Origin of the sequence: Quyinboa mangrovi, assembly GCF_042219825.1 — a bacterium.
Classification (GTDB): Bacteria; Bacteroidota; Bacteroidia; order Bacteroidales; family UBA5342; genus JBHJHP01.
Map to the genome: position 1 here is coordinate 1 of NZ_JBHJHQ010000003.1, position 23,422 is coordinate 23,422.

Annotated in this window: 12 protein-coding genes; 5 read left to right on the top strand and 7 right to left on the bottom strand. The window is 36.7% G+C overall.

Annotation, left to right across the window (positions count from 1 at the left end; genetic code table 11):
• Positions 1-250 precede the first annotated feature (250 nt).
• From ACE1ET_RS06195 to ACE1ET_RS06210, 4 genes are all read left to right on the top strand, one after another.
• The gene (locus tag ACE1ET_RS06195) at positions 251-970 is read left to right on the top strand and encodes a hypothetical protein (protein ID WP_375727504.1); all 720 of its coding nucleotides are present in this window, start codon (positions 251-253) and stop codon (positions 968-970) included.
• Positions 971-1,113: 143 nt separating this feature from the next.
• On the top strand, positions 1,114-3,342 hold the full coding sequence (locus tag ACE1ET_RS06200) for a leucine-rich repeat protein (protein ID WP_375727505.1): 2,229 nt from the start codon (positions 1,114-1,116) through the stop codon (positions 3,340-3,342).
• 323 nt (positions 3,343-3,665) lie between these two features.
• Positions 3,666-4,175 (top strand): hypothetical protein, encoded by a 510-nt coding sequence (locus ACE1ET_RS06205; protein WP_375727506.1) that lies wholly within the window; start codon positions 3,666-3,668, stop codon positions 4,173-4,175.
• Positions 4,176-4,693: 518 nt separating this feature from the next.
• Positions 4,694-4,915 (top strand): hypothetical protein, encoded by a 222-nt coding sequence (locus tag ACE1ET_RS06210; protein ID WP_375727507.1) that lies wholly within the window; start codon positions 4,694-4,696, stop codon positions 4,913-4,915.
• A 320-nt stretch (positions 4,916-5,235) separates the two neighbouring features.
• Here ACE1ET_RS06210 and ACE1ET_RS06215 read toward each other — a convergent pair whose 3' ends face one another.
• From ACE1ET_RS06215 to ACE1ET_RS06235, 5 genes are read right to left on the bottom strand one after another with little or no spacing between them, the layout of a single operon-like run.
• Positions 5,236-8,043 carry an MBG domain-containing protein gene (locus ACE1ET_RS06215; RefSeq protein ID WP_375727508.1) on the bottom strand — a complete coding sequence of 936 codons (2,808 nt, stop codon included), beginning with the start codon at positions 8,041-8,043 and terminating at the stop codon, positions 5,236-5,238.
• A 28-nt stretch (positions 8,044-8,071) separates the two neighbouring features.
• The gene (locus ACE1ET_RS06220) at positions 8,072-9,634 is read right to left on the bottom strand and encodes a sulfatase family protein (RefSeq protein ID WP_375727509.1); all 1,563 of its coding nucleotides are present in this window, start codon (positions 9,632-9,634) and stop codon (positions 8,072-8,074) included.
• Positions 9,635-9,691: 57 nt separating this feature from the next.
• The gene (locus ACE1ET_RS06225) at positions 9,692-11,260 is read right to left on the bottom strand and encodes a sulfatase family protein (protein WP_375727510.1); all 1,569 of its coding nucleotides are present in this window, start codon (positions 11,258-11,260) and stop codon (positions 9,692-9,694) included.
• 25 nt (positions 11,261-11,285) lie between these two features.
• A complete protein-coding gene (locus tag ACE1ET_RS06230) occupies positions 11,286-14,075 on the bottom strand; it encodes a sulfatase (RefSeq protein WP_375727511.1) in 2,790 nt (929 codons plus the stop codon).
• A gap of 24 nt (positions 14,076-14,099) precedes the next feature.
• A complete protein-coding gene (locus tag ACE1ET_RS06235; protein WP_375727512.1) occupies positions 14,100-15,914 on the bottom strand; it encodes a hypothetical protein in 1,815 nt (604 codons plus the stop codon).
• Positions 15,915-16,167: 253 nt separating this feature from the next.
• Between ACE1ET_RS06235 and ACE1ET_RS06240 the strand changes: the two genes are divergently transcribed.
• Entirely contained in the window at positions 16,168-20,175 is a 4,008-nt protein-coding gene (locus tag ACE1ET_RS06240; RefSeq protein ID WP_375727513.1) for a hybrid sensor histidine kinase/response regulator transcription factor, read from the top strand.
• 311 nt (positions 20,176-20,486) lie between these two features.
• Here the strand turns inward: ACE1ET_RS06240 and ACE1ET_RS06245 are convergent, their stop codons facing one another.
• The gene (locus tag ACE1ET_RS06245; protein ID WP_375727514.1) at positions 20,487-21,737 is read right to left on the bottom strand and encodes a T9SS type A sorting domain-containing protein; all 1,251 of its coding nucleotides are present in this window, start codon (positions 21,735-21,737) and stop codon (positions 20,487-20,489) included.
• Positions 21,738-21,763: 26 nt separating this feature from the next.
• A complete protein-coding gene (locus ACE1ET_RS06250; RefSeq protein WP_375727515.1) occupies positions 21,764-23,416 on the bottom strand; it encodes a glycoside hydrolase family protein in 1,653 nt (550 codons plus the stop codon).
• Between the last annotated feature and the right edge of the window lie 6 nt (positions 23,417-23,422).

Consider the following 23,422-nt stretch of genomic DNA (forward strand, 5'->3'; position numbering starts at 1 on the left):
ACAATTAACAAGAAAAGAAAAAGTAGCAAAAAGAAAAGAATATCAATCACTTACATCATTATATGATTCTTTTTGTTAATAAACAGGTGTAAATATAAAGCGCGGTCATAGTGCATGGCAGTACTTTTTAAACCAAATAATTCAACGTTCGCTGCAAGCACCTTTCGTCCTGACAGTTCCTATCCTATCGGACAGAAACTGCCACGACACCATACCGCGGGAACGTTAGGGGCCATTTAAACAAGACTAAATGAAGCTTTATATAACTCTGATTTTTTCAATGCTCTTTCTCTATTCTTACGGACAAGTTGTAATTAACGAGAAAAATTATTCAGATGTGGATTCTATCACAAAAATGCGCATTGATTCAATTATGTACTCTAGATTTCCATATAATGAGGAAATCGCTTTAAAAGATATACGTAAAAATAACATCAGAATTCTTTATCTATATGGGACTAATGATCCATATGATGACCTTTTTGACACGAAGTTGATTGAAGATAGATTTGGTTTTAAATATCACTTTGAAGAATTCTTATTTCCAGAGACTTTATTACAGAAAATACAAGATAGGTACAACTCTGTCGTTTATTCTTACCTAGATTCTATATATAGAATTGATGTTAAATCTGAAATAGACTATGAAATTAAAAGACAGTTCTGGGAGGAATCAATTACTGCCAAGCAGAGTAATAAAGATTTAAGAAAAAAAATTAGAACAGAGTTAAAGGGAGAAAATGGACAAATAAAAAAAGCGCTCTATGAGATTGACAAACAATACAGAGACCGTAATTTTGAACAAGCCTTGGAGAAATACAAAACATTTAATTTTGAAAATATTCAACCAAAAACTAAAAATTACATTTTAAATTCTCAATATCATTGTTTAATGAATTTACATGAATATAATGAGGCTCAAAAGTTATATGAAAATAATAAAAATGAGATTAACAAATTGATAAAATAAACGGCCCCTAACACGCGGTGCATACTGCATGCGGTTTTGTTTTAACCTGCAAATCCTTATTCCGTATAGCGCCATTAGGGCTAATAACGTTAAAACTGTATAGAGGTAAATATATACCAAGAAACTATTTAAACAGAAAAAACATGAAGAAATTATTTTTACTATTTACACTTCTATATCCTATACTGATTGTTAGGTCTCAGGAATACTATACTTTAGCAAATGATGATGTGATTGTTGAAAACGGTATAATTACTCAATGTACATATAGTTTTCAGATTAAAAATATCATTATACCTGATGTTTTGGATGAACAAAATGTAATTGGCATTGCAGACTATATAAGTGGGAGAAAAATATTTGATTATAGAGGACTAACAAACATAGTGCTTCCCTCAACTATTGAATGGATTGGCAAGAATGCATTTGCACATAATTTTATACAAAATATTGACTTGAGAAAATGTATTAAATTGGTAAATATTGGTGAAAATGCATTTTCCTACAATAATATCTCCGTAGTAAATTTAGAAAACTGTAGTTCTTTAAAATGTATTGAAACTAATGCCTTTGGGGAGAATACTATTAATATAATAAAATTGCCTGCATCCATTGAAAAGATTGGTGATGGGGTATTTTATAAGAGTAATATAAAAAAAATAGATCTTAGTTCTTGTATTAACCTGGATTCTATTGGAAATAGAGCTTTTTCACATAATTACATTGAAAGTTTGGATTTAAGTTTTTGTTCAAACTTATCCTATATTGGAAGCGGTGCTTTTACAGGTAATTCCATTGATAGTCTAGATTTAGCAGTCTGCCCCAATTTATCCTTTATTGGAAGCGGTGCATTTGCTTATAATGTCATGAGATATTTAAGATTGCCTGAAACGATAAAAATGATTTCTGACAATTGTTTCTCCAATAATAAACTTACAAATATTGGTATTAGTTCATGTAATGAATTAATATCAATAGGAAAGCAAGCCTTTGACCACAACTATTTGACGGTTCTGGAATTACCATCCTCAATTGAAAGTATAAATGATTTGGCATTTAGATTTAACAACTTAATCGAGTTAGATTTAAGTAATTGTAATAAATTGGGCCATATAGGTATTTATGCGTTCTATAAAAATGCAATCAGAAGTGTAAAATTTTCTTCTTCAATAAAAATTATCGATAAATACGCGTTCAGTTCTAATGGATTAATCAATGTTGATTTTAGCCTATGTGATTCGTTAGCGATGATTGGAAGTTATGCTTTTGAATATTCTTCTCTCTCATTTATTAATCTTTCTAATTGTCATAATCTTACTAAGATTTCCGAGGGTAATTTTAATAACCTTGCCAACTTTGAATTGCCAATAAATTATAAATATGAAAATTTAGGATGGAAAGAAAAAAATGGGAATACATATTTAGGAGGCGATACTGTATATAATACTGGATACTATTATTATGTTCCCGTTCCTTATATATTAAAAGATGAAGATGTAGCGGTAAAAAACGGAGTAATAGAAGTTTGCTCATATAATTTCTTATATACAGATATAATAATTCCAGAAGAGCTGGATTACCAGAAAGTTATCGGTGTTGGATATGGAGCATTTTCAAACAAAGGAATAACGAGCCTGAAGCTACCCTCAACCATTCGGAGTCTTGGAAATTATTCATTTCAATTGAATCCCATTTCAAATTTGGATATTAGTTCATGTCATTCATTGAATTATATTGGCAGACGAGCATTTGATGTATCATTTGTCATGCCTGTTCCAGATATACCAGGGTATGATTTCACTTATTGGACAGATGAAAATAGCAATATATTTGACGGCGGGGATACAGTTAAAAACTATAATACCATATATACAGCTCAATTGGAACCTATTGGATTTAGAGTTACCTTTTATATCACAGATGGTCTTAATCCTGTCGAGGGTGCTGTCATATATCTAGATGGATACTGGTATGTTGATACGAATGAGGATGGTAAAGCAATATATCCAAGTGTAGAAACGGATTCTGAGATATCGTGTATAGTAACAAAACCTGGATACTATGATTTTAATATAGTAATTTCCGTTGCTACTGCTGATACAAATATAAATTTAAATATTGTAGCAATCACAAATTTCGATGAATTTAGAAATATAAAATTGTATCCAAACCCTGCCAGCGAATATATTAATATTCAAACGCCAGGATATGCTGAATTGTCAATCATTGATATTTCTGGCAATATTGTGCTGCGCAAGCATATTACTGAAGACGACTCAATAATTCCATTAAATGATTTTAAAAAAGGGACTTACTTTTTTAAAATAAAATTCTTAAAAAGTTCAATATTAAGAAAAGTAATAATTAATTAAAAACTAATGGATAATGTTATTCAATTCTAGGATAAAACAATGAACATTATACATTGTTAGTTAAAATTGGATTTTCTGATACTATACCGGAATTTATGGGAAATGATCTTCTCTATATTCAGATACTTAAAAGATAGAATATTTGATAAGTTCGGATAATTACAACCCATAGCGCGGTCAAAGTGCAGGCGGTTGTGTTTTAATCTGCAAAACCTCATTCCGTATGCCGTCGTTTTCGGCTTGACAGTCTCCACTTCGTGGGACAGTCAACCGCACGACACCATACCGCGGGAACGTTATGGCCAATTAAACTGCGATACAGCATGAGAAGTAACATTTTGATTATTTGTTGTTTGATTCTGAGCATTAATAGCTTTAGCCAGAATATAATTTTCAATGAGAATGGAAAAGAGCTTCCCAAAAAGATTCGTTTAAAAATTACCACAGACAGAGAATTATACAACCTGGGAGACACTATCTGGATTGATTATACTTTTCTAAATGTTTCAGATAGTACACAAGAAATATTGATTAAAGAATATTGGAATCATCCGATGGGCATGACAGCTTCGATTCTTGATGAAAATGATTCAAGTATATGTAAATATCCTACAAGGACTTATTATTCGTCCACTTTATTTTTCGAGAAAGACCTCAAAGATTATTATAAATCTATCGAGCCTAATTCTAAGATAACTGGCAAGGTTGCTTTACAGAGTATACCAGCATTTAAGGATTATATTGAGAATGGACTAATTCCAAAAGGGAAATATACCATTGGTTTAGGATACTATATTTTACTGTCAAATACTTTAGAGATTCAAATCAAGTAATGAGAAAACTAAATCCAAAACAAAAAACTTTACTATTTCGGATTGGATTAATTGTAATAGGATTGATAAATACTCTAATGCAACTTAATTCATGGATTTTTATTCTTTATTTTTCTCCTTCGCCATTATCGTCGGAGATTGGAAAATTCATTATTTACATACTGATTTCACTGATTGGAATTTTCTACAAAAAGATTTATCAACGATTATTGATTCTTAGGATTATTTCATTGAGTTTGATAATTGAGAGAGTGATTGTTTATTTGATTTACTCAGATTATGAATTTTGGCTATTTTCATTGATTAATTGCTTAATTGGACTGATTATAATATTAACTACATTTGAAAGAGATATAAAATTAACTGGCCATAACATGCGGTCATAAAACAGTTGGGGTTCAGTGGTTTGCGGGCATTCGTTCTCGCATCAACTTTTTCCACGGTGGATACGAACGCGCTCCGAAAACCCAACCGTTTCATACCGCAAAAACGTTGTGTGCAACTGTAATTTCGCGAGAATGATTGACAATGAAAAAATACCAGAACCCCTATTAAGTGATTTGATCGAATTATTAGGATATGATGAAGCTGAAAAGTTTCTTGATAAAGTACAATATAGCTTTCCATCGGTTCAAAATAAAATAGTTGGAGAAAGACTAAAGAAAAAGTATGGGAAAAGAATTTTAATTTATATTCTAATCATATTTATTCTTCTGTTTCTCGCAAGTGAATTCCACTAAGAAAAATTGGGATTAGAATTTGAATGAAAATCAGAAATAAACCCAGGTAATGTTCAATCAATAACACTGCTTATAAATTTGAATTAAAGATAAAGATCCTGCTAACCTTAAATTAGCAGGATCAACCAATTAACTAACTAATTCTAAACAATTGAGACTTGAATTAAAGTTCTTTAATTCAAAAAAATAAATACAGTTTTAATTTCCCGATAAAGCCATAAGTGATGGCTCCTAAATAGTCAAATTTTTAATCTGTTCTCAAAATAATTAAATAAGCCTTCCGGGGAGTTAATCCGGAAGGGCTTCAATCAGATCCCCTGCTATTCTTTCATAACTTTAAAGAACATACTCTTTTCTTCTAATGAGCATTTTAAAAAGTAAACTCCCGGGGATTGATCAGAAATGTCCAAAACAAAATATTCATCCCGTACCATCCGGGTAAGAATTTTTTCTCCATTCAGATTAAACACTTCTAAAGTGTATGGTTTATCTTCATCTAGAATTATATTCACAATGTCAGTTGCAGGATTTGGGAAGACTTCAATTTTATTAACCGGATTCGATATGCCTGTAACAGATTCTATCGTAAGTATCCCAGAATAAAAAACGAAACTGTAATTATTATCACTACCACCTGAAACACTTATTGTATATTCACCTGTAACGCTGGTTTCGTCGGCCTCGGTTGTGGCAACCGGTACCTCATCAAGAACAGACGGATCTTCTCCTTCTATAAAGCCGGAAAAGATCAACCTGAATTCCGGATTAGGAGTTCCAAAAAAACGACTTGTATCCGCTACCGAGACTGCCAGATCCTTCTTACCAATGGTTGCATTTGCTTCAGGAAGGTTTTCTAACGACAAATTATACCTGGCTGTATCTGTTCCTGTAAGTTCAATATCTATGATTGTCACTGTAATATTTTCACCGGCATCAGTACCTGTGAATTGAACTGTTGGTTCTTTCAGATCAACATCATCCCCTTCAATAATTCTATCCAGAGACAAATTGTTCTCCTCGACCGTTGCATCCGAAGTTCCGTCATATTCCTTATTAAATACACTAAAACTACCTTCAATTTGTATCACCCTCTTAGGTGTTGTAAAGTTTAATTCATTACCATAACGTATTGCTATTTCATTTTTAACAAAAGTTCTTACATAATAGCTGGTATTTGGCATTAAACCTGATAGCCCAGCAGAGAATTCTCCTTCCGAAATTACCTCCCCAAGATCAATTATACTATCATTTACTGTTGGTTCTCCAGCCGTATTCCAACAGAAACCGTGTTCTGTTGATATTAATGCTCCCAAACTGTATACGTCACCGGAAACATTCACAGATGAATCTGTCAGTTCCGTGGTATTTAAAGTTTTTACAGAGTCAGATGTTAGATATTCCACCGTTCCACGAACCTGAATACTATCAATAATCCATAAATCTTTTTGAACAGTAGTTCCAAGTAACGACTCAAATCCGTAGAACCTGAATGTAACAGGTCCCGTACTTGAAATATTATTTACCAGTACCTCATCAATACTGAAAGATGATCGTGACAGCTCAACTGTCGCCACACTGGAAAAAGTCTTTGCGCTGTCAGTTGAAACAGCAACTAACAGCTTTTGCGGCCCCAACTCAATGGTATTTGACTTTTGTCGCAAAATAATCTTATTGATCCCCACGCTAACAGCGGAATCCGGAGTAACCGTAAACTCTACATACCGCGCGTCATTATAATCACCGTCCGGCCAGCCATAAGGCCTGAAAAAACCGTTTGCATAATTATAATCGAAAAGAATATCTTCATACAGCAGATTAGAAAATGAAACGCCCTCTTCAACATCCTCAGCTTTAAAGATCTCTTCTAATGGTGTCACATTAGGAGTTCCTGTCGGCAAAGGGTAGCTAGCCAACTTTTTTTCAATCAGGGTCCTTGGTTTTGGTGAATCACTGATGATTATATTATCAAAATAAATATCAATATCTTCTTCCAGTCTTTCCGAAGTCACTGCATTCTCAAAATCCGGTTTTATTTCTATGTATGAAAACAAACCGGTTGTTTTTATTTCAAAAACAATATCTTCCCATTCATTAACCTTGGTCTGATCTGTTGATACAATCTCTTTAGTATTATTCCCATCAGTTGGAGTATGTCCGTTTTTAACCTGTACACATATTTTAGAAATAACAGGCTTATAGATCATCATATGAAGATACTTAGGAGTCTCCTGAATACTTATTTCTTCAAATTCGAACCATGCATATGCCCACCAGTTTCCAAGTCTGTTACGTATAAATTTACCTACACTATCGCTCGGGTTTATACCTGTTTTATCCGGATTTTCTGCAATCACGAATTTATCACTACCGCTTACAAGTCCTCCTTCATAATTTCCGTTTGTACCGTGATCAGCCCAAAATCCGTCTTCAAAATCACTTATCAGGTAGATGCCTGAACTAACGAAATCCTCTGTGTTATTTTCAAACGTACTGTTTGTTTGGGTATATGTTGCACCCTCGGTATTATAAACACCACCTTTTAAATTAAAGGCATGGTTGTTCCTAATTACTGAATTCTCCAGTGTCAGGCTTCCATCGTTATATATTGCTCCACCATTTAAAGCAGCATTATCCTCCAGTACACAATCTTTAATGGTTAAATCTGCAAAATTCTTCAGGCCCCCTCCAACATTTGTTGGTATTGTTTCTTTTACAGGAGCAGCACCATTTCTGATTGTTACACCTTGTATCAGTGATACAGGAAGTGTATTATCACATCCTTCCGGTTTTTGATTGTAAAAGACAGAGAACGTATATACTGATTCTTTATCCAACACAGGATTTTCTGATGCCTGAATAATTGTTTTGTCTGAACCTGCTCCAGTAATTGTCAGTGAACAGTCCCATTCAAGTGTTCTGGAAATTGTGAATACGCCTTCTCCGATAATAATTTCATCACCGTCGTGAATTTCTAAAAATGCTCTGTTAATAGTCCTGAATGCATTTTCTACAGATGTTCCGTCGTTATTATCGTCTCCATCTATCGTTACATAGAATACACTGGCATTTATTATAAAACTATGAAATAATATTGCCGTTATTATTAAGATTTTATTACAAGCTTTCATCTTTAAAATTTTAAGGTTTCATTCCTGATTAATTTGGTATGGTATATGGAAGTCTGTCAAAAACTGAAACACCTTCAACCATTCTCGGATCATTGGTTTCCGTTAGCACTGTTTCCAACTGGTCAGATAGTTCATCTTTTATCACAGTCATTTCAACCTGACCTGCAAGATTATTAACCTCCCATGGGTCTGTACTCAAATCGTACAACTCTTCATAAGGACGCTTCGCAAATGCCAAATCCATGTAATATGAATACTCAGGATTACAATAATTATTCAGATACCAGGTCTTGGTTGGGCCGCCATCCAAATCGGGAAAGTTGTTACCAATGTGTCCAACCGGCCATCTTTCAGGTCTGAAATTTCGGATGTACTTATACTGTTTCCCATCAATTACCTTTATAATAGCTCTTTGAGGATAAGGAAGATTTCCAGGCCGTGCTGATGCAACGTGCCGTTCACGTCCGGTCACAACATAATCCCTTGTCGGGTCAATAACTCCACTGCCAGGAGCTTCCATTACAGGCACAAGGCTTTTCCCTGTCATTACATCCGGTATATCAACCTCTCCCAGCTGGAGAAATGTAGGAGCCAGATCCATCAGGTTTACCATATCTTCAACTACCCTGCCACTGTCTATCATAGAGGGATATCTGATAGCCAATGGAACATGTGTTCCAAGATTATACAGGTTACATTTTGCGCGTGGAAATCCGGGAATACCATGATCCCCGCTTACTACAATGACTGTATTGTCAAGCTCGCCGATTTCTTCCAGTTTTTGAATGATCAGTCCCAATGCATAATCAAAGGCCAGAACTTCTCCGAGATAATCTGCAAAGTCTTGCCGTATCTCCGGCTCATCCGGCAAACCAGATGGGAGCTTACCTATCAGGTCATCAGGATTTATATTCCATAGTTTTGATCCCGAACCTTCAGCCCAGGGCCTGTGTGTATTCCATGGACCCCACCAGTAGCAAAACGGCTGCCCTTCTTCCCTGTCAGACAAAAAGCCTTCAAAATTTTCTACCACTTCATTAAACAACCGTTGTCGTTCAGTCGCCATAGCTTCGTCTGTGCTGTACTGATAAATAGTTTGGGAAAATGTACAAAAGTCACGACCACTAACTTCATAGGTATTGTCTGCTCCACCATAAGGAGCATTGGCCGGTGTTCCCGGGTACCATACTTTATAGGTTCTGCCGATATGATAGCCATTATCCTTTAATATCAGCGGATACGATGGTATCTGATCATCCCAGACAGCGCCCTGCAATATGGCACCTCTGCCGGTCCGCCAGAAATATTGCCCTGATAACAACGAACTCCGGCATGGGGTACACGATGGCGCAGTTACATGAGCATTCATAAAAACAGCTCCCTCTCTGGCAATCCTGTCAAAATTAGGCGTTTTAATGATCGAATTCGGAGTATTGCCTCCTTCAATCGAATCGTAAATACTTTGGTAACGCCCCATGTCGTCTCCAAATGCAAATAAAATATTTGGCCTGTCCTGGGCACCTGCACCATTTAAACATGCAAAAGTAGATGCCAGGGTCAAAACCGATCCCATTGTCTTTGTAAGGTTCATAGTACTATTTTTAGTTAAACTTTATTTTTTAATCTCATTACAGATTCAAATATTTTCTCAGTTCGCAATTGTATACGGAAGTCTGTCAAAAACTGAAACACCTTCAGCCATTCTCGGATCATTGGTTTCCGTTAGCACAGTTTCCAACTGATCAGATAGTTCATCTTTTATCACAGTCATTTCAACCTGACCTGCAAGATTATTAACCTCCCATGGGTCTGCACTCAGATCGTACAACTCTTCATAAGGACGCTTCGCAAATGCCAAATCCATATAATACGTATACTCCGGATTGCAATAGTTATTCAGATACCAGGTCTTGGTTGGACCATCTCCCAAATCAGGGAAACTATTACCAATATGTCCAACAGGCCATCTTTCTGGTTTGAAATTTCGGATGTACTTATACTGTTTCCCATCAATTACCTTTATAATGGCTCTTTGAGGATAAGGAAGATTTCCAGGCCGTGCTGATGCAACGTGCCGTTCGCGTCCGGTCACAACATAATTCCTCGTCGGGTCAATAACTCCACTTCCGGAAGCTTCCATTACAGGCACAAGGCTTTTTCCTGTCATTACATCCGGTATATCAACCTCTCCAAGCTGGAGAAATGTAGGAGCCAGATCCATCAGGTTTACCATATCTTCAACTACCCTGCCACTGTCTATCATAGAAGGATATCTGACAGCCAATGGAACATGTGTTCCAAAATTGTATAGGTTACATTTTGCGCGTGGAAATCCGGGAATACCATGATCTCCGCTTACTACAATGACTGTATTGTCAAGCTCGCCGATTTCTTCCAGTTTTTGAATGATCAGTCCCAATGCATAGTCAAAGGCCAGAACTTCTCCGAGATAATCAGCGAAGTCTTCCCGTATCTCCGGTTCATCGGGCAAACCAGATGGGAGCTTACCTATCAGGTCATCAGGATTTATATTCCATAATTTTGATCCCGAACCTTCAGCCCAGGGCCTGTGTGTGTTCCATGGCCCCCACCAATAGCAAAACGGCTGACCTTCTTCCCTGTCAGACAAAAAGCCTTCAAAATTATTCACCACTTCATCAAATAACCGCTGCCGTTCAGACGCTATGGCTTCATCAGTGCTGTATTGTAAAATGGTTTGGGAAAAGAAACAGAAATCACGTCCTGCCCCTTCATACTTGTTTTCTGATGGCCCTCCATAAGGAGCATTGGCTGGTGTTCCCGGGTACCATACTTTATAGGTTCTGCCTATGTGATATCCGTTATCCTTTAATATAAGCGGATACGACGGAATCTGATCATCCCAGACAGCACCCTGCAATATGGCACCTCTGCCGGTCCGCCAGAAATATTGCCCTGACAACAACGAACTCCGGCATGGTGTACATGATGGTGCAGTTACATGAGCATTCATAAAAACAGCTCCCTCTCTGGCAATCCTGTCAAAATTGGGCGTTTTGATAATCGAATTCGGAGTATTGCCTCCTTCAATCGAATCGTAAATACTTTGGTAACGTCCCATGTCGTCCCCAAATGCAAATAAAATATTTGGTCTGTCCTGGGCACCTGCACCATTTAAACATGCAAAAGCAGATGCCAGGGTCAACGCTGATCCAATAGTCTTTGTCAGGTTCATCATATTAATAATCTGATTTTATCTTTACTCACAATTTCAAAATTTTGAATTTTCTTATCTCTTCGTAATTACTACAGTTCAACAGATAAACCCCTGTTTTTAAACCATACATATTTATGATGTGTGCCTCTGATCCGTTTATCACCTCATTTCTGATATGTGAACCATTAATATCATAAATACTTACCACTGACGGAAGATCGCCTGAGGCCTTTATATTCACATTTCCATATGTTACCGTTGGGTAAACCATGAAACTTTCCATTGTGACTTCTGCGGAATGAGTTGGCAAAAAATGCCTTGGCGTCGGATCTGTATTCAAAACAATGTCATCAAAAAAAATATCAATATCCGAATCCAGCCGGGTATATATGTCCTGATTCACGAAATCAGGCTTAAACTCCATGTAACAATAAGTCCCCGGAGTGGTAATCTTAAATACCAGATCCTGCCACTTATCTATATAATTCTGTGTCTCATTTTTAATTTCACCTGTATTACTTGAAGGTTTGGAATGTCTGTCTTTCAGTTGTGCACACACCGTTGAGGCAACGGGTTTGTTGACCAAAGCATGTAAATAAACCGGAACATTTGTAATGTTAACCGTGTCAAATTCAAACCAGGCATAAGCCCACCATTTCCCGTCAATTTTCCGGTTGAACCGACCAACAGAATCGCTTTGATTCAATTGGGAAATTTGTGGATTATCTATAATATCAAATGCCTCATGATCTTCCAGTAATCCATCCGGATTTCCATTTACACCCCAACGGCCTGCAAATCCGTCTTCAAAATCCTGCACAACAACCTCTTCAAATTCAAACACTTCTCCGCCTCTTGGCTTTGGGTCATCATTGATTATAATCTCATCAAAATAAATATCAATGTCATCTGCCAAACGTTCAGGATAAGGTGGATTTGCTGAATTATCAAAATCCGCTTTTATTTCGAGAGAAGAATAGAGTCCCGGCGTCGAGATCTCAAATACCATATCTTCCCATTCATCTACTTTTGTATTAATACCAACCACCTCAGGAGTTGCAGCATTATTCCCACCTTTAAACTGGACACAAACTTTGGATAAGATCGGTTTGCGCACCATGACATGCAGATATTTCGGAGTTGTTTCAGTTGCAGACACATAAACCGGATCAAAATCAAACCAGGCGAATCCCCACCAATACCCTGTTTTCAGTCTTTTGAATTTCCCAACCGTTGACGTGGTATTGATTCCTTCCGAAAAAGGATTCTCCACCTTATTAAAATAGGTGTGATCCACATCTTCATCATCTGATGTAGCATTTGGAGGCTCGGTCACATTTCCTTTGGTTCCGTAATCTCCATAAAACTCCTGTTCAAAATCAAAAATTTCATCCTCGCCTAAAGCCCATTTGGGAATATTCATTTCATTCATCCAGCTATCCAATCTGCTTTTTAATTCTTCAGCCTTTTCCGTATTTGTGGAATAGAGATTATTGTGTTCTCCCGGATCATCCTTTAAGTTATAGAGTTCGTAATAATCGGGCGATAATGCATACCGATAAATCAGCTTATAATCACCTTTTCTTAGTACACAAGCCTTCCGCGGATTCCATGTTGATGCTCCTGCCGGATAATACCAAAAGATCTCGTCCCTGCCTATATCCTGAGCATTAAAAAGCGGAACCATGCTGACACCATCCAAAACCTGGGATGTTGCTCCTTCTGCCAGATCTAAAAATGTTGGATAGAAATCAACAAAACTTACAGGGGTTTCATTTACTTTATCTGCAAGGCACCCTGCAGGGTACCTAACAATTAAAGGGACACGGATACCTCCTTCATAAAGCCACGTTTTAGCCTCCCTTAAACCACCATTATTAGCTACCTCTTCTGCACCACCATTATCAGATGTTACAACAAGCAAGGTATTCTCATCAATCCCCAACTCCTTTAAAGTTTCTACAATACTTCCTATCCCGGCATCTATTCTTTCCAGCATTGCTGCCAGATAGGGATTATCTATTGCTCCGGCATGACGTGGAGATGAGGAATCAAAATAATCCGAGGTACCAGAACCGTATTTGTCTTCATATTTTTGCTTATATTTTTGGACCAGATTCTCTGGTGCCTCCAACGTCATATGCACACTATAAAGCTGAAGTGCTAAAAAGAAAGGGGTATCCTTTTTATCCCTGATAAACTGATCAGCCTCTCTAAAAAGCCTGTCTGGTAAAAACTCATCTGTTTCGCCCTCTGTTACAGTCGATATCTTATCGTAAGGATAAAAATAATCACCTCCGGCAATATATTTTGTTTCTGTTGCAATTACCTTGTCATAGCCATGAGCAGCAGGACCACCCGGATTATTTTCAAAATCTGTATCCAAATGCCATTTGCCAATTAATCCTGTATAATAGCCTGCATTTTTTAAAGCTTCATTTACGGTAACATGATCCCCAGGCTTCAGGTATTCATCCGAATTTTCTGATACAAAATCATATATGCCATGTCTGGCTGTATACTGTCCTGTTTGTATCGAAGCTCTGGATGGTGAACATACCGGTGCCGAAGCATAGGCATTTGTAAAGGTCATACCTTCCTTTGCCAATTGGTTTATATTGGGAGTTTCATTAAAGGTATTGCCGTAAGTCTCAAATTCTCCATAGCCAAGATCATCAATAAGCACCATCACAATATTGGGCTTCTCTGCCTGAGCTTTTGCAATCCCACTGTTAAAATAGAACAAAATATCTACCAGAATAAACAAATTAATTCGGAGGTTCAAAAATCCTCTTTTAAGCAGAGTCCCTGTTCTTCTTGTAACTTCATGTTCCATGATCACTATAATTACTTCCTGTTTTTACCTTTTGAATTTCAAATACTTATCCTGTACATTCAATACATACACACCACTTTTCAATCCGGCAATATCAATACAATGGCCTGTTCCATTTAAAAGAAGCCGGCCATTTACAGAGAATATTTTATATACATCATCCTCGGTCATTCCTGTGACCGAAATGCTTTGGTTTCCATTGCGCTTTATTTTAAAGCTATTAGCAGCAGGTTGATTGGGTGATAGTATACCTGTCGATATTTTTTCGGGATTAAAAACGATATCATCAAAGTACCAGTAATTATTGGCAGCAGTACCTCCTGCATCAAATAGCAAAACTATTTTCCCATATAATTCAGACTGTGGATCCAGAGCCGAAAAGTCAAACTCCATATCAACCCACTTATTTACAGTAGTAAGTTCCTGTTTTACTTCAAGCTGCCCATATTTATAATTTGAAGGATGTTCTATTTTAAAAAATACCTTGCCCGGAGTTTCTGTGAATACTTTCATTGTAAAAACTGATCCATCAGTGAAATCAAACCTGTTTTCCAATGGTTCAGAATAGAGCAACTCATACTGATCTGTGGTTGTAATGATTCTGCCACTCTGGTTGCTTGGATTGTTATTATCAGGGTTTGGGTTGTATACAACATCATACAACATGTTGTTGTTACTATTAAAAAACGTTAGATCTCTATCTTCAAAATTCACTATCGTATCGCCTGACAGAACAACTTTGTTTTGCCATTCCGGCTTAAAACCACCATCTACCCAGAATAAGAAATCAGATGTGGAAACACTTGCGATACCGGTTCGTGAGTTACCGGGGAAATAAGGTTCATCCCTGTCTTCCGGTATACAATAACATCCCCAGCCTTCATAAAACATATAAAGTGTATCCCGGTATTCAAAAACTTCGCCAAACCATATTCCTCCCTGATCCCAGTCTCCCGGATCACCTCTCATTAAAAGTGGAAATTCGTTATCTACCTTTGTCCAGTTAATCAGGTCATCTGAATAAGCCGCATGGAATCTGTTTGGAAAATCAAAATGCTGATTACTGCCCTGGTAAATCATATACCACATATTATTCAACCTGAAAATGCGGGCTCCATTAACTGAGTAAGAATCAAAATTACCGGGTCCCCCACCTACTCCAAGTACTTTTATGCTGTCTCTATCTGAAATATTCTCCGGATCGGAGGTTACTTTAACATATATCTCCAGGTTGCTGTCAAAACGATGCGTTTTTCTGTTGTAAAGTCCGTCGCCATAATAAATGTAATACTGTCCGTTATGATAAATGGCATCATTGGCACCAACATCATTTTTCAGTGGATTAGAACTAAATTTTTCTGACGTAAGGCCATCGCTACCAAGCCTGGCTCCTGCAAGCGTCGAAGTACCGTTACTGTTTACAGCTTTATAATAAAAATAGACATCTCCGTTTTCGCCTACTACAGGTGCACAATCCAGAAGATTCTGTTCGTCATAAGTCCCGGGATTGCCATAAGGTATTACCGGATTATTTTCGTACTCCAGCCAGGGGCCATATGGAGAAAAATTATTTGTATCCTGATATAAAACACCAATCTGATCATGATATTCAGGTGTTTTACCACTACCTCTTACATATAACCGCCATAATTTATCGGGACTCTCGTCAGGTGTTAAGATTGCAGCATTCGCAACGTGAATAGCCCTCCAGTCAGGCAGGGAAGAACCGATATTCAACACCGGATTTTTTTTGTATTTTTTGAATAACGAATTTTGAGATATTCCGCCGGATAAAAATACAAAACAAAAAGCGACCGCTAATCCGAGAGTTTTATTCATAATAATAATCAGGTTAAATCCAGTTTTAACACAAGCCAAAAATATTCATTGATTACCGGATTGGCATGTACATCCTGATTCAAAACAATGGATTAATTAATCAAATAGTATGTTTTTCAACTACAGTGAACTGATTTTACATGCAATGGACTGAATTGTCCAGTTTTTATAGCTATATCATAATATTTTTGTCATACGGTCTTTTCAGTTGCTGAATTGCCAGATTTTATAAAAAGTATTAGCTTTACTTACGATGCAAATCCAAAGAATCATAGTAACCTTTTTAGGTATATTTTTTACCATCACGTCCAGTGTTGCACAGGACATATCTTTCAAACATATTACCGATAAAGAAGGCCTCTACTATAACTGGATATGGGATATCTTTAAAGATTCTGAAGGGTTTATGTGGTTTTGTTCGCAGGAAGGCGCTTTCAGATATGATGGTAATGAATTTGAAACATTTGTTTTTAAATCTTCTTCAGGTATTTCAAATGTTAATATCAATTGCATCAGCGAAGATAATAATTCAAATATCTGGTTTGGAACCAACGAAGGTTTGATCCAATACCAAAGAAAAACAAATAAGTTTCAACGATATTTTCTTGATTCTCTGGGAAGCAATTCGTCGAATCTTATTAATGCAATAACTGAAGATAACAAAAGATATCTCTGGATTGCCACCGGAGACGGGTTATTTTCATTTAACCAAACAAAAAAAACCTTTAAACGATACTTCAGTGATGCAAGAAACAATTCCTTAAACACCAATGTTTTGAACGCATTACTTTTCGATTCAAAAAACCAGCTTTGGATTGGTGGGAACGATGGCTCGCTTTATATGTATGTCCCTTTAAATGACCATTTCATAAATTTCAGAAACCAACAAAATAAAAACTACACCGGGATTAATGTAATTTATGAAGATCATCAAGGCTACTTGTGGGTTGGGTATAATGGATTTGGTGCATCTAAATTCAATTCATGGACCAAAGAATATGTACGAAACATTCAGAACACAAATAAGCCTAACCAGATTGTCAATAACTACGTAAGAGGAATTGTTGAAAATAATGACCATACCATATGGTTTGGAACAGAAAATGGCTTATCTGTTCTGGATCAGGACAAAGATAAATTTACGACTGTTAAATCAGAATTTGAATACCATAACGGATTAAATGATAATGCCATATATTGTCTCTATAAAGAACAAAACGGAGATATATGGATCGGAACTTTTTTTGGTGGCGTAAATGTGTTTTATAACCGTCCTGAGTTTATTCATACGTTTCAGCCAGACGGATCAAAAAATAACATTAGTGGTAATGCTGTCGGACCAATAATAAAAGATGGGAACAATCTGTGGATAGGAACAGAAGATAATGGTGTAAATAAATTCAACCAACCTAAAAGAATATTTGAACATTATTCACATAACAACAGTAATTTATCATATGATAACGTCCATTCATTATGCATGGATCATTTAGGAAACCTATGGGTGGGTACGTTTACAGGAGGGCTGAATCTGTTGGCCAAAGGTTCCGGAGACTTTGTTCACTTTGTTAATTCCGAAGATCCGAAAAGCATTTCAAACAACAGCATTTATGCGTTGGTAAACGACTCGTTCCAAAACTTATGGGTAGGAACCAGAGGCGGTTTAAACCGGTTTAATTATGCAAACAAGACTTTTGAACGTATACACGAAAATATTTTAGGTGGAAAATTTATCTGGGACATAAAAGAAGACAAAGACGGAAATATATGGCTTTGTACTTTTGAGAATGGAGTTTATTTTCTTGACAGAAAAAACAACTACGCCCCAAATCACATTGATCTTCCGGTAAACCGAACAGTAACACTGATAATTACAACCAGCAATACTGTTCTGATTGGCACAGAAAAACAGGGTTTAATTGTATATTATCCGGATAGCAGAACTTACAAACACCTGACAACTGCAGAAAACAAGATCCCCGACAATACAATTTACGGTATAATAGAAGATAACAGTAATACAATATGGTTTACGACTAACAAAGGATTATGCAAAACAAAAGACTTTAATAAAATAGAAACTTTTACTACGCACGACGGACTGCCAACAAATCGCTTTAATTATAACTCGGCCGCTAAATTTAACGGGAAACTATATTTTGGCAGTACACAGGGACTTGTGGTCATTAATCCTGATTTACAGACTACCGAGGTTATGCAGCCACTGTTGCATATCACATCCATAGAATTTCCGAACAGAAAAGATAACTTTCCCGAAATGGGAGAAAGTATAGATCATATTGATAAACTTGAACTCAATCATAATTTCTCTTCTTTCAGCATAAAATATGTCGGCATTAATTTCAGGGAAAGCAACAAAATAAAATATGCCATTAAGATGGATGGTATTGATGATACCTGGAACTATGTAGGCGATTCTAAAATAGCAAATTATAATAATCTCGTCCCCGGGACGTATACTTTCAGGGTAAGAACGGTTGACAAATTCGGAGAGCTGCAGAACTATGAAAAATCACTGAATATAACTATAATACCACCCTGGTGGGGAACCTTCCTTGCCAAAGTAATATTCATTTCTGTAGGCGTATCAATAGTCTTTTTTATTCTGTACCTCCTTTTTTTAAGAACCAAGGTTAAACATGCACTGGAGATTGAAAAACTCGAGAAACTCAAAATCAAGGATATCAACGATGCCAAAATAAAATTCTTTACCAATATCTCGCATGAATTAAAAACGCCACTGACGCTTATCAAAGGTCCCGTAAACAGGCTCATAAGTGATAAAAGTCTGACCAACAAGCAACTTGTGTGGTATCATAATCTTATCAAAAAGAATACTGAACGGTTATTGCATTTGATAAACGAACTGCTGGAGTTTAAAAATGTGGATAATGATCATCTGGATATACGCCTGGAAAACGTCAACATTAATGAGGTCATAGAAGACATCTGTGAGAATTATTTCTGGCTGGCAGAGACCAATAAAATTAATTTCACGGTTAACATTGAAAATGCCGTCTCATATATCTGTCTGGATGCAGTAAAACTTGAGAAAATCCTTAATAACCTTCTGCTGAACGCTTTCGGGAATACTCCAGAAAATGGTTATATTTCAATTGAAGTCTATTTAAATGATGACTTTTTGAAGATACTTGTTAAAAACTCCGGTTCAGGACTATCGCCCGAAAAAATAACACGAATCTTTGACCGGGATTTTACTCAGAATAAATATAACGAACTCAACAAAGGAACAGGCATTGGATTAGCTTACACAAAAACACTGGTAGAATTGCATAAAGGAACGATTAATGTTTTTAGTCTTGAAAATGTAGAAACGTCCTTTATCGTAAAGATTCCTACAAATCTTGACAAAACCTTTTCTTTGGAGGAACACAAAAACGAGTCCGTTCCGGGATATAACCCTTCGCTGGACATTGATCTTGACCCGACATATCCTATTTTTGACGAAAATATTAAACCCAAAATATTAATTGTTGAAGATGTAAAAGAATTACGGGATTTTATTTGTGATGCTTTAGAAAATAAGTTCACATTGTTAACTGCTTCGAATGGTTTGGATGCCTACAAACTTGCACAATCTGAAAACCCGGAACTTATTGTAAGTGATGTTATGATGCCTAAACTCAACGGATATGAGTTGTGTTCAAAAATAAAAAACACATTTACAACAAGCCACATCAGAATCATTCTTTTAACGGTACTGTCTGATGACACAAACAAATTAATCGGATACAAAGCAGGGGCAGATGCTTATTTATCCAAACCTTTTGATATTGAGTTGCTCATATCAAGAATAAACAACTTACTTAAAGACAGTTACGTTCTAAAACAAAAATTCCAAAAGGACTTAAATATTACACCTAAGGAAATAACATTCTCAAATCCTGATGAAGAGCTTTTACAGGTAATAATTAATACCGTAAATGAACATTTAAACGATTCAGAATTTGATGTAGATAAATTTGCCAAGGAAATTGGGTTAAGTAAATCAACCCTGTACAGAAAGATGAAATCCATCACCGGCTTATCAACAAATGAGTTTGTACAGATTTTACGCTTAAAAAAAGCCGCTCAGTTGTTAAATGAAACCCAAATGAGTATCTCTGAGATTGCTTATGAAACCGGTTTTAGTGATCCCTATTATTTCAGCCGGGCTTTTAAGAAAAACTTTAATGTCTCACCCAAAAAATACCGTGAGAGCATAATCAGCCAGAATTAATATTCAATTGTGCCGGGAGAAATCAGAACCCGGAATGGTTTTGATTGATCATAAATTATTGATTTTAATGTTTTGAAAGCAAGCCCGATATTAATACGCACTCCTTAGATTTTAACGATGTCCCACTACCGGTAATACTTTTTGCCGGACAGCTGTGGTTATAATGCCTAATTCTACTCTCATCAGAATACTCATAACGCTTGCTTTTAGAATTGCCAGGTAATTCCAATTATCTAGAAACAAATGTTGTAAACAAAAAACGCATCGCTTTTGAGGCGATGCGTTGATGAAAAGAATATCTGTTTGTGTACCTACTTTTTAATAAAGCTTGCGGTTTGCTCATTAATTCTTATAAAATAAATGCCATTATCCAGATTTAGTTCTGATACGGATAATGAGTTTCCGGTAAATCTTTCTTTGAATACTACTTTACCATTTAACGATGTTATGGAAACAAGCGCGTTTTCCTGTGTTTCATAAAAATTGATCCTGTTATCTACGGGATTAGGGTAGGTTAACGCCTGGTTTACTTCAATATGCTGAATTGCAGTAGCATCTTCTCCAGGGCCCTGAATATCGTCGAAATACCATGTATCTCCCTCAACAGGAGAGTTGGCATCAAACAACAAAATAATCTTCGTCATAACCCCGCTTGCAGGTAACAAATCTGCAAAGTCAAATTCCATTTCGTACCACTGATTTGCTACAGGGCAATACAATTGAGCCTCTTTATTAGAACTTCCCTCGGTATTCTGAACTTTAAAATATACATTTCCCACTGTAGGAGCATAGACTTTCATTTTAAATTTAAAGCCATACTGTGCAAAATCAAATGGAGTATCCATTACATCAGATGCAAGCAGTTCATAATTATCAGATGTTGTAACAAGCTTACCACAGTAGTCACTGGTATTTATACCCGATTTATCAGGATTAGCCACCACTTCGTATTGCATATCGTTTTCTGTATTCTGCTGGGTAAAATTGAGTGTTATATCTTCAAAATCACTATAGGTAATAAAATTTGTTTCCGGAATTGTTACAGTTGCCGCATCCGGTCCGATAATATCATCAAAATAAAATGTTTCGCCAGATCCTTCATTACCCGCATCAAACAATAATACAAATTTATTATAGACCATACTTTGAGGATCCAGTGAGGTAAAATCAAAAATAAGTTCCTCCCATTCATTAACCTTCGTCGTTGTTACGGTTGTGACTTCTTTTGCAGGAGCGCCACCTTCGACTTTAAAATAAACCGGCACACCACTTCTTGGAGAATATACTTTCATTTTAAAAATCTTACTTTCATTAAAGTCAATAAATTCTTCCATTGACGCCGAATAAATCAATTCCCACTTACCTCCGGCAGAAATAACTTTCCCACAATGTGCACTGGTATTAATCCCTCCACTTACAGGATTCGCCACTACTTCGTAAGTAATGGAATTATTGGTTGCAAAATTCAGATCTTTGGTCTCAAAATCACAGTAAACGTAATCTGCTGCCAGAATATTTACGGCAGAAAGACAAAAGAATAATAATAGTAGTCTTGTTTTCATAACATTAATTTTAAAAGTTAATTATCTTACTTGTTTATATCTAACCCTGTCCATTCAATAAAATCACTCGTTAACACCCATGCGGCGCCAGTCTGCGAGCCTCCCGAAAAATATGCGACATCACGATCTGCCACAATACCGTCCTGTCCCCAGCCTTCATAATACAAATACAGCTTATCTTCGAACTCAAATATTTCACCGTACCAGATACCTCCCTGATCCCATTTCCCATAATCGCCACGTTCAAACAAAGGTTTATCATTATCCACCTTAGTCCAGTGGATCAGATCATCAGAATATGCAATATGAAATCTGTTTGGAAAATCAAAATACCTCCGGCTACCCTGGTATGTCATAAACCACTTATCTATTCCCTTTATTCTGAATACCCTTGCACCGTTCACGGCAAAGCTGTCAAAATTATCAGGACCCCCGCCCACATCTATGGCCAGATGAATATTACTCTCATCCAATACGGTAGGATCTGTGGTAACACCGACATATAGTCTTAAAGTCCCAAACTTGCTTCCGTCCCAGTTTCCATCACCAAAAAAGAGGTAATATTTCCCATCATGGTATATTGCATCACTACACCCCACATATCTTTTTACAGGCTGATCGAATTTCTGAAATGAGAAACCACCATCCAACGAATGGGAGCCTCCCAATGAGCCAACACCGGTATATGCTTTTGCATTATAAAAGAGGTACATATCGTCATTCTCACCCATAACCGGAGCACAATCCAGCACATTTCTTTCACTGTAAGAACCGGGTTCGCCATAGGGTAATACAGGGTTGTTTTCATATTCAATCCATGGGCCGAACGGAGAAAAGTTATCTGCTTCCTGATACAATAATCCTATCTGGTCATGATATTCCGGCACATTACCGCTTCCGCGTACATACATTTTCCATTTACCGTCAGGTGTATTCCCGGGCTCCAGGATTGTTGCATTGGCAACATGAATATTCCGCCAGTCAGGATTCCCGGCTTTAAAGCGTCTAAGAACCGGATTATAATCGTAGCGCTTAAACACAGTGGTTACAAGATTATTGCCAGGTCCGGTGATGTCATCGAAATACCACATGTCTCCGCTTTTTTCTGAATCGGCATCAAACAACACAACAATTTTACACATCTCACCACTCCCCGGAGGTGCTGCCAGTTTTTCAAAATCAAAGACAAGTTCCTTCCATTGATTTGCTGCATTCAGGTAGACTTTTACCTCAGAACTCAACACTTTTCCTCCTCCATTCTGCACTTTAAAATACACATATCCGGTGCTTGGAGCATACACTTTCATTTTAAACGCGTAACCGTTTTCCAGAAAATTAAACTCGCGGTTTAACTTTTCGGATAACAAAAGTTCAAAACGGTCTGACGTTGTTGTAACCCTCCCGCATTTTTCACTTGCGTTTATTCCAGTTTTGTCAGGGTTAAACACAATACGGTAATCCAGCGAAGATGTATTATTGTTTTCTGTGAAACTCAGAACCTTGTCCTCAAAGTTGCAATAGGTCATGGTTACAGAATCATTTGGTTCCTCCTCTTCAGGTATCTTCGGTGACTCTGATTCACAACTGAGTAGCAACACTGAAATTATTATACTTAGTATCAGATCCATTGTTTTAGCTTTAATCTTCATTATTCCTATCATCACGTCTGTCTTCTCCACTCTTTT